Below are 14541 nucleotides of genomic sequence, written 5' to 3'. Positions count from 1 at the left end.
GAAGGGGAGTCTCGCACGCTTGTGCGCGCGACCGGGATGGCGCAGCATGAGACCTGAACTAATGTTGAGGTCAAGCGATGCGCGAGTTGAGCGTGGGCGAGGCGGCGAAGCGGTCTGGCGTGGCCGTGTCGGCGCTGCATTTTTACGAACGCAAAGGCTTGATCCGCAGCCTGCGGACGGCCGGAAACCAGCGACGTTACGCGGCCGACGTGCTCCGGCGGCTCGCGGTGATCCGCGTGGCCCAACGTGTCGGAGTGCCCCTGGACGCCGTGCGCAGGGCTTTTTCCGGCCTGCCGGACGAGCGGACCCCCACGCGCGAGGAATGGGCCGCGATGTCCGCCTCCTGGCGCCAGGAGCTGGACGAACGGATCGCTCAGCTCGTCAATCTGAGGGATCGCCTGACCGATTGCATCGGCTGTGGCTGCCTGTCCCTGACAGCCTGCACCCTGGCCAATCCGGGCGACGCGCTGGCTGGCGGGGGAGGCGGTCCGAGGCGCTGGGAGCCGGGTTGACGACGGTTGCGGCAGCAGGAGCCCAAAACGTAGAATGGGCAGTCATTTGCGGGGTTTTTCGCCGCCGGGGGGAAGGTCGCGGCGGCCGGCCCCGGATTCGCGGTGAATTCCTTTGTTTCGGTTACGGCGACGGATGTTCGCCATCGCGCCACGTCCGTGGTGGTTTCAGGAGAGGTCATGCAGGTTTCGGTTGAGAATGTCGGCAAGCTCGGGCGCAAGCTCACGGTGAAGTTCCCGGCGGAGCGCCTCGAGTCGCAGGTGAGCGAGCGCATCGCTGAAATGGGCCGCACGGTGCGCCTGAAGGGCTTCCGTCCGGGCAAGGTGCCTGCCAACGTGATCAAGCAGCGCTTCGGTGCGCAGGTCCGTGGCGAAGCCCTGTCCGAACTCATCGGCAGCACGCTCCGCGACGCCGTCACGCAGGAAAAGCTCCAGCCGATCGCCAACCCGTCCGTGGACACCACGGGCAATGCCGAGAACGGCGAGATCGCCTATACGGCCACCTTCGAGGTGATGCCGGAATTCCCGGCGGTCGACGTCTCCGCCCTGGAGATTTCCCGTCCGAAGGCCGAAGTCAAGGATGCCGACATCGACAAGATGATCGAAACCCTGCGCACGCAGCGCCGCAGCTTCGACGAAGTGTCGCGTGCCTCGAAGGAAGGCGACTTCGTGATGTTCGAGTACGCCGCCGAAGCCGGCGATTACCGCTTCCCGGCCGAGGGCCTGGAGCGTGCCGGCAGCGTGCTCGGCTCGGGCACCCTGTTCAAGGCGCTCGATGAGGCCCTGACCGGCCGTAGCGCCGGCGAGGATCTCGTCCAGGACGTCGCCTTCCCGGAAGACTTCCGCAACCCGGACCTGGCTGGCAAGACCGCCAAGGTCAGCTTCAAGATCGTCAAGGTGCAGGAGCCGAACCTGCCGGCCGTGGACGCCGAGTTCGTGAAGATGTTCGGGGTGGCCGATGGCGACATCGAGACCTTCCGCAAGGAAGTCCGGGCCAACCTCGAGCGTGAACTGAAGGCCACGCTCATGGCTCGCCTGAAGTCCGAAGTGGCGGAAAAGCTGGCCAATGCCTATCCGGACCTCGACGTGCCGGAACTCATGGCCAACGCCGAGGCCCGCAGCCTCGCCGCCGGTAACCTCCCGCGCGGCCAGGAGCCGGGCCCGGAGATGATCGCCGAGGCGGCGCCTTTCGCCCGCAAGCGCGTGATCGCCGCTCTCCTGATGGGTGAGATCGCCCGCAAGAACGAGCTCCGCCTCGATCGCAAGCGCATGAGCGAGATGCTCACGGCGATCGCCTCGACCTATGAGGAACCGGAAAAGGTCATTGAACTGTATAACGGTGACCCCCAACTGATGTCGGGACTGCAGAACCGCGTGATGGAAGACCAGGTGGCCGAGTGGGTGGCGGATAATGCCAAGACCACCGACCAGGAACTGAGCTTCGACGAGGTAATGCGACCGATCGGCACCTGAGTGCCGATCCACTGGCAACAACCGGGCCCCACACGAAGGAGAGACCCCATGTCCATGGCTCCGATCCAGAACCTCAACCTGGTGCCCATCGTCGTCGAGCAGACTTCGCGTGGCGAGCGTTCGTACGATATCTACTCGCGCCTCCTCAAGGAGCGCGTGATCTTCGCCGTCGGTCCGGTCGACGATTACATGGCCAATGTGATCGTCGCCCAGCTGCTGTTCCTCGAGTCGGAGAACCCGGACAAGGACATCAGCCTGTACATCAACAGCCCGGGCGGCTCCGTCACCGCGGGCATGGCGATCTACGACACGATGCAGTTCGTCAAGCCGGACGTGAGCACGATGTGCATCGGCCAGGCCGCCTCCATGGGCGCCTTGCTGCTGGCCGCCGGCGCGGCGGGCAAGCGTTACTCGCTGCCGCATTCGCGCATCATGATCCACCAGCCCTGGGCTGGCGGCATCTCCGGCCAGGCCACGGACATCGAGATCCATGCCCGTGAGATCCTGACCATGCGCGAGCGGCTCAACGCGATCCTCGCCAACCACAGTGGCAAGACGGTGGAAGAAATCGCCCGCGACACCGAGCGCGATCGCTTCATGAGCGGGGCGGAAGCCCAGGCTTATGGCCTGATCGACTCGGTCCTGGACAAGCGTACGGTCGAGACCGTCCGTTCAGCTTGATTGAACTTTTTCGCTTGTGAAAACCAGCCCTTCGCCCCTGAGTTCAGGGGCGAAGGGCTGTGCTATTCTCAAAGCGCACCTGGATTCTCAGTAGGGCCCATAGCATGAGCGACGAGCGGCAGAGCCGTTCCAACGACGGCGGCAAGATCCTTTACTGCTCTTTCTGCGGCAAGAGCCAGCATGAAGTGCGCAAGCTGATCGCCGGCCCCAGCGTGTTCATCTGCGACGAATGCGTTGAGCTGTGCAACGACATCATTCGCGAGGAACTGGAAGAGAAAGCGGCCTCCGGTCGCACGCATCTTCCGAAGCCGCGCGAGATCATGGAAGCGCTCGACCAGTACGTGGTAGGGCAGACGCGCGCCAAGAAGGCGCTCTCCGTCGCGGTCTACAACCACTACAAGCGCATGGAATCGCGCCAGAAGAACGACGACATCGAGTTGGGCAAGTCCAACATCCTCCTGATCGGTCCGACCGGTTCGGGCAAGACGCTGCTGGCCGAAACGCTGGCGCGCCTGCTCAACGTGCCGTTCACGATCGCGGACGCGACCACGCTGACCGAAGCCGGCTACGTGGGCGAAGATGTCGAGAACATCATCCAGAAGCTCCTGCAGAAGTGCGACTACGACGTCGAGAAGGCGCAGAGCGGCATCGTCTATATCGATGAGATCGACAAGATTTCGCGCAAGAGCGAAAACCCGTCGATCACCCGCGACGTCTCTGGGGAAGGCGTGCAGCAGGCCCTGCTCAAGCTCATCGAGGGCACGCTCGCCTCGGTGCCGCCGCAGGGTGGCCGCAAGCATCCGCAGCAGGAATTCCTGCAGGTCGACACGCGCAACATCCTCTTCATCTGCGGCGGTGCGTTCGCCGGGCTCGAGAAGGTGATACAGCAGCGTTCCGAGACCACCGGCATCGGTTTCGGCGCCGAGGTGCGTTCCAAGGAGCGTACCGAGAACGTCGGCAAGATGCTGTCGGAAGTCGAGCCGGCGGATCTGGTCCGCTTCGGCCTGATCCCCGAGTTCGTGGGCCGCCTGCCCGTGGTCGCCACGCTCGACGAACTCGACGAGGCGGCCCTGGTGCAGATCCTCACCGAGCCGAAGAACGCGGTCACCAAGCAGTTCCGCAAGTTGTTCGACATGGAAGGCGCCGAGCTGGAGTTCCGCCCGGAAGCCTTGTCCGCCATCGCCCGCCGCGCGCTCAAGCGGAAGACGGGTGCGCGCGGACTGCGAACCATTCTCGAACAGGTGTTGCTCGATACGATGTTCGAACTGCCTTCGCTGGAACACGTCAGCAAGGTCGTGGTCGACGACGCCGTGATCGACGGCCAGGCGGAGCCTTACCTCATCTACCGCGGGAACCTGCAACAGCAGCGTATCGCGGGCGAGGGCGGCGACGCGGCCTGATTCGTCAGGCGGACCAAGCCATGACGGCCCCGGCGTTTCACGACGCCGGGGCCGTTTTTGTTTGCGCGCGCGGCTCTTGATCGGTCCTTCGCGAACCACCACTTGACGTCTATGGCGGCTCCGGCGCAGTGTCGGGGCGAGGCCCAAATCTTCCGAGGGAAACCCCAAGCACATGGCGAAGAATCGCAGCCAAACCACGAGCGGATCCGAGCTGGACCTGTTGCCGGTCCTGCCCCTGCGTGACGTCGTCGTCTACCCGCACATGGTCATCCCGCTCTTCGTCGGGCGCGACAAGTCCATGCGTGCGCTGGAACGGGCGATGGAGGGCGAGCGGCAGATCCTGCTCGTCGCACAGAAGAGCCCGGATATCGACGACCCTTCCATCGGCGACCTGCACCAGGTAGGTACGCTCGCCGGCGTCCTGCAATTGCTGAAGCTGCCCGACGGTACCGTGAAGGTGCTGGTGGAGGGGCAGTCGCGCGTGCAGATCGACGCCTTCGAAGACGAGGCCGGCATGATGAGCGGCCGCGCCCGCGTTATCGAGCCGATCTATACCAGCAACGAGCGAGAGCTCGACGTGGTCTCGCGTTCGCTCGTCTCCCTGTTCGAGCAACTGGTGAAGCAGAGCCGCAAGCTCCCGCCTGAGATTCTCGCCACGCTCTCGGGCATCGACGATCCCTCGCGCCTCGCCGACTCGATCGCCGCGCACCTGTCCGTGCGCATGGGCGACAAGCAGAAAGTGCTCGAGACCGCCGACGTCGGCCAACGCCTGGAGTTGCTCATCGGCCTGGTCGATGGCGAGATGGACCTGCAGCAGGTCGAGAAGCGCATCCGCGGCCGCGTCAAGTCGCAGATGGAGAAGAGCCAGCGCGAGTACTACCTCAACGAGCAGATGAAGGCCATCCAGAAAGAGCTGGGTGACGGTGAGGAAGGCGCGAACGAGATCGAAGAGCTGCAGAAGAAGATCGATGCGGCAGGCATGCCGAAGGCCGTGCTCGCCAAGGCGCGCCAGGAATTCAACAAGCTCAAGCAGATGTCGCCGATGTCGGCCGAGGCCACCGTCGTGCGCAACTACCTCGACTGGGTGGTGGGCGTGCCGTGGAAGAAGCGCAGCAAGGTCCGCAAGGATCTCGCGCTGGCCCAGGAGACCCTCGACGCCGACCACTTCGGCCTCGAGAAGGTGAAGGAGCGCATCCTCGAATACCTCGCTGTCCAGCAGCGGGTGAACACGATGAAGGGCCCGATCCTGTGCCTCGTCGGTCCGCCCGGCGTGGGCAAGACCTCGCTGGGGCAGTCGATCGCCAAGGCGACCAATCGCAAGTTCGTGCGCATGAGTCTAGGTGGCGTGCGCGACGAGGCTGAGATACGTGGACATCGCCGTACCTATATCGGCTCGATGCCTGGCCGGATCGTGCAGAACCTCAACAAGATCGGCACGAAGAATCCGCTGTTCGTCCTCGACGAGATCGACAAGATGTCGATGGACTTCCGCGGCGACCCGTCGTCGGCGTTGCTCGAAGTGCTCGACCCGGAACAGAACAACGCGTTCAACGATCATTACCTGGAAGTCGACCTCGACCTCTCCGAGGTGATGTGGATCGCGACGGCCAACTCGCTGAACATTCCCGGCCCGCTGCTCGACCGCATGGAGGTGATCCGTATCCCGGGTTACACCGAGGACGAGAAGCTCAACATCGCGCAGAAGTACCTGCTGCCGAAGCAGCTCAAGGCCAATGGCCTGCGCGCGGAAGAGTTGGCGATCGGCGAGGATGCCTTGCGGGACATCGTGCGCTATTACACGCGCGAGTCCGGCGTGCGCAACCTCGAACGCGAGATCTCGAAGATCTGCCGCAAGGTGGTCAAGGAAATCGCGCTGGGCACGGTGCCGGCCAAGGCGAAGGCCAAGGTCAAGAAGGCGTCCGCGAAGGCTGCCAAGGGCAAGGCGCTCGCGCCCGCCCAGGTCCGCGTCGACGGCGAGAACCTCGATCACTACCTTGGCGTGCGCCGCTTCGACTTCGGCCGCGCGGAGCAGCAGAACGAGGTGGGCCTGGTCACCGGCCTCGCCTGGACCCAGGTAGGTGGCGACCTGCTCAGCATCGAAGCCTCCGTGGTGCCCGGCAAGGGCAGGCTGGTCCACACCGGGCAGCTCGGCGACGTGATGAAGGAATCGATTCAGGCCGCGCTCAGCGTCGTCCGTGCGCGTGCCGCCGCGCTGGGCATCGAGCCGGACTTCCACGAGAAGCTCGATATCCACATCCACGTGCCCGAAGGCGCCACGCCGAAGGACGGCCCTAGCGCGGGTATCGCCATGTGCACCGCGCTGGTCTCCGCGCTCACCAAGGTGCCTGTCCGCTCCGAAGTGGCCATGACCGGCGAGATCACGCTGCGCGGCCGCGTGCTGCCCATCGGTGGCCTCAAGGAGAAGTTGCTCGCGGCGCACCGCGGTGGCATCACCACGGTGATCATTCCCGAGGAGAACAAGAAAGATCTCGTGGACCTTCCGGAGAACATCACCGGATCGCTCGACATCCATCCGGTCAAGTGGATCGACGAAGTGCTCGACCTCGCCCTGGAGCGTCCCCTGAGCCCGAAGAAGACGGGCGAGGGTGGCGAAGAGGTCGAGGTGCCGCGTCAGCCCGCCAAGCGTGGCAAGGGCAAGGCGTCGCCGTCGCTCACGCACTGAGGCGTTCCATCGTTCCTCCTCACGAACAAGGGCACGCGCAAGTGTGCCCTTTTCGTTTTCGTCGTCCTGTCATGACACCCCCGCGATAATCGTTTTTTCCGCCGCGCGCAAGCCTCCAAAGACCATGCATATGTGCTGAAAGCCTTGGTATTGCTTGTATTGCGTATGGTGGGAGGGCGCTGGTATAAAGGCGACACCGCAATCGCCCGCGCCGCAAGGGCGCCATGGATAGCGGGGTCGGCGAACGTTGCCACTGGCTTCGATTCGACGATCTGCCGTCTTCTCGTACAGGATCGCTGTCCAGCGATTCGAATTACCTTTGAAGGGAGTTACGTAATGAACAAATCCGAACTGATCACCGCCATTGCCGAAAAGAGCGAGCTGTCCAAGGCCGACGCCGGCAAGGCTCTCGAGGCGTTCATCGATGCGGTGAAGGACAGCCTCAAGAAGGGTGACGACGTGGCTCTCATCGGCTTCGGCACCTTCAAGCTGCGCAGCCGCGCCGCCCGCACCGGCCGCAATCCGCGCACCAACGCTGAAATCAAGATCCCGGCGTCGAAGGCCCCGGCTTTCACCGCTGGCAAGGCGCTGAAGGATCACGTAAACTAATCGGTTCTTACCGTAGGGGGTGCTTAGCTCAGCGGTAGAGCGTCGCCTTTACACGGCGCTGGTCGGGGGTTCGATCCCCTCAGCACCCACCAAACGTAAGTGGAGTGGTAGTTCAGTCGGTTAGAATGCTGGCCTGTCACGCCGGAGGTCGCGGGTTCGAGTCCCGTCCACTCCGCCATTGGTCCGCAAAGGCGCCCGCGTGGCGCCTTTGCTTTATCTACCGCCGGTAAGGGTTATCGGCGTCACCTTCGCGAGTCGCATCATGCTGCAAGCCCTGCGTAACAAGATCCATGGCTGGCCCGCCGCCATCGTGCTCGGTGTCTGCGTTTTCGCCGTCGCGTTCTTCGGCATCGAGTCGTACTTCGTGTCGCGCGTCGACACCTACGTCGCGAAGATCGGCGATCACGAGATCTCGCAGCAGGACTGGCAACAGCGGCTCAACGAACTCCGCCAGCAGGCCGCGCAGGATCCGCGCTCGCCATTCACGGCGGCCGATCTCGAGAAGCCCGAGCTGAAGCAGCGCGTGCTCGACGGCATGATCAGTCAGGCGTTGTTGCAGCAGGCCAACACCGACCTCGGCCTCGCGGTGTCCGATGCGAGCGTGCGCTCGGCGATCGGCAGCGATCCCGGCTTCCAGGTCAACGGTCAGTTCAGCCCCGAGGCGTATCGCGCGATCCTCTCGATGCAGGGCATGAGCCCGGGCATGTACGAGGCCAAGGTGCGCGCATCGCTCGCCACGCAGATCATTCCCGAAGCGATCGCGAACACCACGCTCGTCAGCGATGCCGACGTCGACGCGTTCTTCCGCCTGCGCCTGCAGCAGCGTGACCTGCGTTTCGTCGAACTGCCGCGCCCCTCGCTTACTGACGCGACGGTCGCCGATGCCGACATCGACGCGTTCTACAAGTCGCACATCGCCGACTACACCACGCCGGAACAGGTTTCCGTGCAGTACCTCGAAGTGAAGCAGTCCGAACTCAAGGTGGGCGAACCCACCGACGAACAGCTGCACGCGTTCTACGACAAGTTCAAGCAGCGCTACGCGCAGCCGGAGCAACGCGAGGCGTCGCACATCCTGGTCAACGTGCCGAAGAACGCCACGCCGGAGCAGCAGAAGGCGGCGCTCGATAAGGCGAAGAAGATCGCGGCGGAAGCCACGCCCGAGAATTTCGCGAAGCTCGCCGCCGAGAACTCCGACGACCTGGGCTCCAAGCGTAGTGGCGGCGACCTCGGCTGGCTGGAGAAGGGTGTCGCGAACGCCGCGTTCGACACCGCGCTGTTCGGCATGAAGAAGGGCGACATCACGAAGGAACCCGTGCTTTCGCCGGAAGAGGGTTACCACATCATCTGGCTGCGCGATGCCCGTGACGGCGATGCGAAGCCCTTCGCCGAGGTACGCGCGCAATTGGCCGCAGATTGGGCGAAGAGCGAAGGCGAGCGCCTCTACAATGAGCGCGCCGGCCAACTCGCCGATCTCGCCGACCGCAACCCCGGTTCGCTGGAACCGGCCGCCAAGGAACTAGGCCTCGAGATCAAGACCTCGCCGCTGTTCGGTCGCGAGGGCGGTGCCGGCATCCCGCCGGATCCGAAATTCGTCGCCGCGGCGTTCGCCGACGATGTGCTGGCCCAGGGCAACAATTCGTCGCTGGTCCAGGTCGACAAGGGTCATGCGGTGGTGATGCACCTGGCCAAGCACAATTCCGCCGCGCCCAAGCCGCTGGCCGAGGTAGCCGACGCCGTGCGCCAGCGCATCCTTGACGAGCGCGTCGACGCGCTGGCGAAGAAGCAGGCCGACGAACTCGTCGCGCAGCTTTCCAAGGGGGGTGACGTCGCCGCCCTCGTGAAGGCGCCGGTGCGTACGCTTGCGGGCCTGGAACGCAGCAAGCTCGCCAGCATCAACGACGTGCCGCCGGCGATCCTGCAAGGCGCCTTCACTTTGCCGCATCCGCTGAACGGCAAGCCCGCCTGGTCCACCGTGCAGACGGGCAACGGTGCCTATGCGCTGGTGGCGGTCGACAAGGTCACCGATGGCGATCCGTCCAAGGTCGAGAAGGGCCAGCGCGATGCCCTGCGCGGTCAGATGATGGATGCCATGGCCCAGGCTGCCACGCTGGAGTACATCCAGGCGCTGAAGGCCCGCGGCGAGATCAAGATCGCCCAGGACCGCATGTAAGCACGGCGGGTTCCGGCGCTTCGAGAAGCCCCTCTCCGGAGGGGCTTTTTTTTATCCTCCAGGTGCGAGCCGACCCTGGTGGGAGCCGACCCTGTCGGCGATCCCGCGGCAGCGGGCGGCGGTGGGGCAGAGCCGTCGGCCGCCACCCTCGTCGCTCCGAGTTGCACCGTCGCTCGGGAAAGGAGGCCGCTGCGCGGCCATGTCTTATGGCTGGCGCCCCGTCGCGCCCGTCGCGCCGGGCGGGGTTTCCGATTCGGCTCCTGCCTCAGCAGAAACGGCCGGCCGTCAAGGCCGGCCCCCTGCGGGGCCTTTTCGCCCGGCGCTCCTCGGTTCCACACCTCGCGCCGAGGGTGGCGGCCGACGGCTCTTCCGGGCACCGAGGTGTCGTGTGGCAAGAGCAACGCTCGCCACCGGGTTGGACACCGCACACGTAAGCCGCCTCCTGCGAGTCCCCCTCACCCGGGTGGGAAGCGGGCTGGCCCGCGATGCCGCAATCTGCCTCCGCGCGAAGGAGGCTTTGCGGTGATCGTGCGAGGCTTGTCACCGCTCGCTCGGATGCGATGCACCGCCTCGTTCGCTCGACATAGGGTGGCGGATCGCGGGCCAGCCCGCTTCCCACCCGGCTGCGGGGGTTCACACGGAACGGCTTGCCCCCGAGATCGCGGGCATTGCTTGTGTCGCACGACACCTCAGTGCCCCACCAACCTACGCGAGGGCGAAGCCGAGCCGTGCATGAAACCGGCCCGCTGCCGCAGAATCGCCGACAGGGTCGGCTCCCACCAGGGGACTCCCGCTAGCGCTCGTACTCCATTCGTGAGCGCATGGCGGTCGAGCCCGATTACAATGCGCGCCTCACTGCGTCAAAGGGACAATCCGTGATCATCCAGCCCAAGGTCCGTGGCTTCATCTGCACCACCGCTCATCCGGTCGGTTGCGCGAAGAACGTCGAAGAACAGATCGCCATCACCAAGGCCAGCGGCACGTTCGCCGATGGCCCGAAAAGCGTGCTGGTGATCGGCGCGTCCACCGGCTACGGCCTGGCCTCGCGCATCACCGCGGCCTTCGGCCATGGCGCCGCCACACTGGGCGTGTTCTTCGAAAAGCCCTCGAGCGAGACGAAGACGGGCACGGCCGGTTGGTACAACTCCGCCGCGTTCGACAAGCTGGCGCGTGAAGCGGGCTTGTTCAGCCGCTCGATCAATGGCGATGCGTTCGCTGACGAAACGCGCGCCAAGGCCATCGAGATCATCAAGAACGAGATGGGTGGCAAGATCGATCTCGTCGTCTACTCGCTGGCCTCGCCCGTGCGCAAGCTGCCGAAGACGGGCGAAGTGGTGCGTTCGGCACTGAAGACCATCGGCGATACGTTCACCGCGTCGTCCGTGGACACCAACAAGGATGCCGTCATCCAGGCATCGGTGGAGCCGGCGACGGAGCAGGAGATCAAAGACACCGTCACCGTCATGGGTGGCGAAGACTGGGCTCTATGGATGGAGGCGTTGAACGAAGCCGGCGTGCTGGCCGACAACGCCACCACCGTCGCCTATAGCTATGTCGGCACCGAGATCACCTGGCCGATCTACTGGCACGGCACGCTGGGCAGGGCGAAGCAGCATCTCGATCGCACGGCGAAGGAACTGCGCGAGCGTTACGCGGCGAAGGGCCTGCGCGCCTATGTCGGCGTGATGAAGTCGGTGGTGACCCAGGCGAGTTCGGCGATCCCGGTGATTCCGCTATACGTGTCGATGGTCTTCAAGATCATGAAGGCGAAAGGTATCCACGAAGGCACTATCGAGCAGATCAACCGCCTGTTCCACGATCGCCTGTATCGTGCCGACGGGCAGCCTGCCGGGACGGACGCGGAAGGGCGCCTGCGCCTCGACGACTGGGAGCTGCGTGAGGACGTGCAGGGCGAGTGCAAGGCGCTGTGGCCGACGGTGACCACGGAGAACCTGTGGCAGGTGACCGATTACGCCGGCTACAAGCACGACTTCATCAAGTTGTTCGGCTTCGAGACGAAGGGCGTCGACTATGACGCCGACATCAGTCCCGACGTGCAGTGGGACGTCGTGCAGCTTTGACCTGGCAGGAAGCTGGCCGGCGTCGCGTCAGCGCGACGCGGTCAGCTTCAGCACCTGGCCGGGCTTCACGGCCTGGGTCTGCAGGTCGTTCCACTTCATCAACTGCTCGACGCTCACCTGGTGGCGCCGCGCGATCGTCCACAGCGATTCGCCGTTGTTGACCTTGTGGATGACGACCTGTGGCTCGTCCGCCCTGGCCGTCTTCGACTTGCCGGTGCTGGCTATCGCACGTGAGTTCTTCGCGGCCTTGGCGGCCTTCGCCGTCTTGCCCTGTTTCGCGGACTTCACCGGCGCGACGGCGTCCGCATCGTCGGCCACCGGGTCGGCGACATCGGCGACCGGATCGACGGGACCGAGCTTGTACTGGTCGGCGGCCGATTTCGGCAGCAGCAGACTGGAACTGATCGTGCCCTTGCTCGTCCGGTAGGCGGGGTTGAAGTCGCGAAGGTCGTTCATCGACAGACCCGACTGCTTCGCCGCCTGGGCCAGCGACTGCGGGCTCGACACCTGCACCACCTGCAGGGCGTCCTGGCGATCCTGCCGTGGCAGGCTCACATTGAAACGTTCGGGGTCGCGCACGATGCAGGCCATCGCCATGAGCTTCACCAGGTGTTCCCTGGTACCCGCTTTCATCGGTACATCCGGCAGGCCTTCGTCGTCGGACGGGCCGCCATGCTTGTCGAGTGTCTTCTTCAGGCCGAACTCGCCGGCGTTATAGGCGACGTCGACGAGGCGCCAGTCGCCAAGGTCGTCGTAGTAGCGGCGCATCATGTTCATCACGGATTCGGTCGACTTGGTGATGTCCAGCCGTTCGTCGTAATTCTTCTCCACGCGCAGGCCGAGCGTGCGCGCGGTCTGCGGCATGATCTGCCACATGCCGGCGGGGCGGTTCTTCTGCCCCGGCACGTGACGGTACTGGCTCTCCACCCAGGGCAGCAGCGCGAATTCGCCGGCCACGTTGTGTTTCATCGCCGACTTGTGCGCGTAGACGATCAGCGGCAGCACTTCGTTCACCTGCTGCTCGAAGCGATTGGGCTGCTTCGTATAGGTACGCGCCCAGGCCATCACCTGTGGGTCCGCTTCGCAGCCGGGCATGGCGAAACTGTCGCGCATGTCGGACCAGAAATCGGCGGGCGGAGCGGGGCGCAGCAACTTCGGCGCCACGGAGACATCTTCCACGGGGGCAGCCGGAGCGGCCGTGACGGCGGACTGGGACTGCGGCACGGGGCGTGGGATGCCGCCGGCGCAGGCGGTAAGCAAGAACGGGATGAGGGTGGGCAGCAGGCGCCGGGTCAATACGTTCATGCGTTGAAGGTGTCCTTGGCCTGGCGGAGCGCGGCGAAGCGCTCCGTCCGCGTGGCGTGGTCCTGGCCCTGGGCGTGCATCCAGCGGGCAACCGCCTCGCTGTCCACGCGCAGGAACGGATTGGTGGCGTATTCGTCGACAAGGCGGGTCGGCACGCTCGGCCGTTGCTCCTGGCGAAGGCGCGCCACCTCGTCATGACGGCGGCGCAGGGCGTCGTTGTCCGGATCGACGCTGAGCGCGAAGCGGACGTTCGACGCGGTGTACTCGTGTGCGCAGCAGACCAGGGTTTCCGGCGGCAAGTCGGCGAAGCGGTCGAGGGAGGCGAGCATCTGCTCCGGCGTACCTTCGAACAGCCGGCCGCAGCCTACGCTGAACAGGGTGTCGCCGCAGAACAGGAAGCCTTCGCCGTGGTAGGCGATATGCGAGGTGGTGTGTCCGGGAACGGCGATCACCTTGAAGGTGGCCGCGGGCGCATCCAGAGTGAAAGTGTCGCCGTCGCCGACGATCTGGTTCTTCGGCTGGATGCGCGGGTCGTCCGAGGCATATACCTCGACGTCGTGGTTGCGGACCAGCTCCGGGACGCCGCCGATGTGGTCGTTGTGGTGGTGCGTCAGCAGGATGGCGGTCAGCCGCCAGCCTCGCTCGTTCAGCGCTTTTTCGACGGGGGCGGCTTCACCGGGATCCACGACGAAAGCATTGCCTTCGTCGTCGGCGACCAGCCAGATGTAGTTGTCGCTCAAGGCCGCGACGGGGACCCAATGCATCGGGCGAACTCCGCTACGTCGATAGGGCGCGAACACCCAAGGAATGGCCGCCGGGAATACATCCTTACCGGGCGGGGCGGCCGGACTATATCAGCCGGGTATATCCCGCTCGTTAGCAAGTCGTTAATCGATGCGGCACCCGTTCAACCCCACTACACTCGTCCCCGCATGCCTTCATTCGCTTCCGACATCTACGCGACACCCCACATCGGCAAGCTCCTGGCCGACGAGGCGCGTGCCCTCGCTCCCATGTTGGCTCGCTGCACGGGCGACCACGGCCTGCACCTCACCACCTCGGCGCCCGCCGAGCCGCCGGCCATTCCCCTCCTGGGCCATTGGGCGACGGTCCGCGTCGCGGGGGCGGTCCTGGGTGGCGATATCCATGCCAGTGGTCTGGAGGCCCTGCCGTTCGCCGATGAAGCGTTCGGCGTGGTCCTGCTCCGCCACGCCCTCGAGACGACGGCCCGGCAGGACAACCTCCTGGACGAGGCCATCCGCGTACTGGCGCCCGGCGGCATGCTTGCCATCACCGGCATCCATCCTGTCGGTCTCTGGTCGCCCTGGATCGCCCGGCAGAGCCGCGGCGCGCGTCCGCGCCTGACCTGGCCATGGTGGTGGAGCCAGCGTCTGGTGCGCGACGAGTTCGAGCTGTCGATGCCACGCCGCGTCGGCAGCGCGTGGCCGCGTGCGGGCGGCGCGCCCGTCGGCGAGTCCATCGTAGGTGGCGGCTATTTCCTGGTGGCGCGCAAAAAACGTCCGGCGGCGGTACCCTTGCGCCCCCGCGCGGCCGCGGTGCCGGCACCCATGCCTGGCACGCTCGCCTCCGGCGCGCGCCGCAATGCCCGTGAATCGATTACCTGAAG

Annotated in this window: 11 protein-coding genes and 2 tRNA genes; 11 read left to right on the top strand and 2 right to left on the bottom strand. The window is 65.2% G+C overall.

Translation table 11 applies throughout. From position 1 onward, the window contains the following. Positions 1-77 precede the first annotated feature (77 nt). The 10 genes from soxR (at position 78) to fabV (ending at position 11609) form a co-directional block, all read left to right on the top strand. A complete protein-coding gene (gene soxR, locus QFZ41_RS02905; RefSeq protein ID WP_429197376.1) occupies positions 78-512 on the top strand; it encodes a redox-sensitive transcriptional activator SoxR in 435 nt (144 codons plus the stop codon). A 177-nt stretch (positions 513-689) separates the two neighbouring features. Beyond that, complete coding sequence (tig, locus tag QFZ41_RS02900; protein ID WP_429197375.1) at positions 690-1982, top strand: trigger factor; 1293 nt, start codon at positions 690-692, stop codon at positions 1980-1982. 54 nt (positions 1983-2036) lie between these two features. After that, entirely contained in the window at positions 2037-2663 is a 627-nt protein-coding gene (gene clpP, locus QFZ41_RS02895) for an ATP-dependent Clp endopeptidase proteolytic subunit ClpP (protein WP_429200170.1), read from the top strand. Between the two features lie 104 nt (positions 2664-2767). Beyond that, entirely contained in the window at positions 2768-4063 is a 1296-nt protein-coding gene (gene clpX / locus QFZ41_RS02890) for an ATP-dependent Clp protease ATP-binding subunit ClpX (protein ID WP_371024660.1), read from the top strand. A 172-nt stretch (positions 4064-4235) separates the two neighbouring features. Continuing rightward, complete coding sequence (lon, locus tag QFZ41_RS02885; RefSeq protein ID WP_429197374.1) at positions 4236-6746, top strand: endopeptidase La; 2511 nt, start codon at positions 4236-4238, stop codon at positions 6744-6746. Between the two features lie 336 nt (positions 6747-7082). Continuing rightward, positions 7083-7355, top strand: a complete 273-nt coding sequence (locus tag QFZ41_RS02880) for an HU family DNA-binding protein (RefSeq protein ID WP_429200169.1) — start codon at positions 7083-7085, stop codon at positions 7353-7355. A 17-nt stretch (positions 7356-7372) separates the two neighbouring features. Then, positions 7373-7447: transfer RNA gene (locus QFZ41_RS02875), tRNA-Val, on the top strand. Positions 7448-7456: 9 nt separating this feature from the next. After that, positions 7457-7533, top strand: a tRNA-Asp gene (locus QFZ41_RS02870). A gap of 84 nt (positions 7534-7617) precedes the next feature. After that, positions 7618-9528, top strand: coding sequence for a SurA N-terminal domain-containing protein (locus tag QFZ41_RS02865; protein ID WP_429197373.1), 1911 nt, complete (start codon positions 7618-7620; stop codon positions 9526-9528). Positions 9529-10403: 875 nt separating this feature from the next. Further along, complete coding sequence (fabV, locus tag QFZ41_RS02860; protein WP_429197372.1) at positions 10404-11609, top strand: enoyl-ACP reductase FabV; 1206 nt, start codon at positions 10404-10406, stop codon at positions 11607-11609. 27 nt (positions 11610-11636) lie between these two features. Here the strand turns inward: fabV and QFZ41_RS02855 are convergent, their stop codons facing one another. Then, on the bottom strand, positions 11637-12914 hold the full coding sequence (locus QFZ41_RS02855; RefSeq protein WP_429197371.1) for a transglycosylase SLT domain-containing protein: 1278 nt from the start codon (positions 12912-12914) through the stop codon (positions 11637-11639). Beyond that, positions 12911-13678 (bottom strand): hydroxyacylglutathione hydrolase, encoded by a 768-nt coding sequence (gloB, locus tag QFZ41_RS02850; RefSeq protein ID WP_429197370.1) that lies wholly within the window; start codon positions 13676-13678, stop codon positions 12911-12913. The genes QFZ41_RS02855 and gloB overlap by 4 nt, the downstream gene beginning before the upstream one ends. A gap of 168 nt (positions 13679-13846) precedes the next feature. Between gloB and QFZ41_RS02845 the strand changes: the two genes are divergently transcribed. Then, a complete protein-coding gene (locus tag QFZ41_RS02845) occupies positions 13847-14539 on the top strand; it encodes a methyltransferase domain-containing protein (protein WP_429197369.1) in 693 nt (230 codons plus the stop codon). The last annotated feature ends 2 nt before the right edge of the window (positions 14540-14541 follow it).

This window comes from Luteibacter sp. W1I16 (assembly GCF_050434905.1).
Lineage (GTDB): Bacteria > Pseudomonadota > Gammaproteobacteria > Xanthomonadales > Rhodanobacteraceae > Luteibacter.
Note: the sequence above shows the minus strand (reverse complement) of the source record. Positions and strands in the feature narration are given on the sequence as shown.

What these genes read in the sequence shown, in the direction of transcription:
- soxR (WP_429197376.1), top strand. Translation starts at nt 78, where the DNA reads ATGCGCGAGTTGAGCGTGGGCGAGGCGGCGAAGCGGTCTGGCGTGGCC.
- tig (WP_429197375.1), top strand. Translation starts at nt 690, where the DNA reads ATGCAGGTTTCGGTTGAGAATGTCGGCAAGCTCGGGCGCAAGCTCACG.
- clpP (WP_429200170.1), top strand. Translation starts at nt 2,037, where the DNA reads ATGGCTCCGATCCAGAACCTCAACCTGGTGCCCATCGTCGTCGAGCAG.
- clpX (WP_371024660.1), top strand. Translation starts at nt 2,768, where the DNA reads ATGAGCGACGAGCGGCAGAGCCGTTCCAACGACGGCGGCAAGATCCTT.
- lon (WP_429197374.1), top strand. Translation starts at nt 4,236, where the DNA reads ATGGCGAAGAATCGCAGCCAAACCACGAGCGGATCCGAGCTGGACCTG.
- QFZ41_RS02880 (WP_429200169.1), top strand. Translation starts at nt 7,083, where the DNA reads ATGAACAAATCCGAACTGATCACCGCCATTGCCGAAAAGAGCGAGCTG.
- QFZ41_RS02865 (WP_429197373.1), top strand. Translation starts at nt 7,618, where the DNA reads ATGCTGCAAGCCCTGCGTAACAAGATCCATGGCTGGCCCGCCGCCATC.
- QFZ41_RS02855 (WP_429197371.1), bottom strand. Translation starts at nt 12,914, where the DNA reads ATGAACGTATTGACCCGGCGCCTGCTGCCCACCCTCATCCCGTTCTTG.
- gloB (WP_429197370.1), bottom strand. Translation starts at nt 13,678, where the DNA reads ATGCATTGGGTCCCCGTCGCGGCCTTGAGCGACAACTACATCTGGCTG.
- QFZ41_RS02845 (WP_429197369.1), top strand. Translation starts at nt 13,847, where the DNA reads ATGCCTTCATTCGCTTCCGACATCTACGCGACACCCCACATCGGCAAG.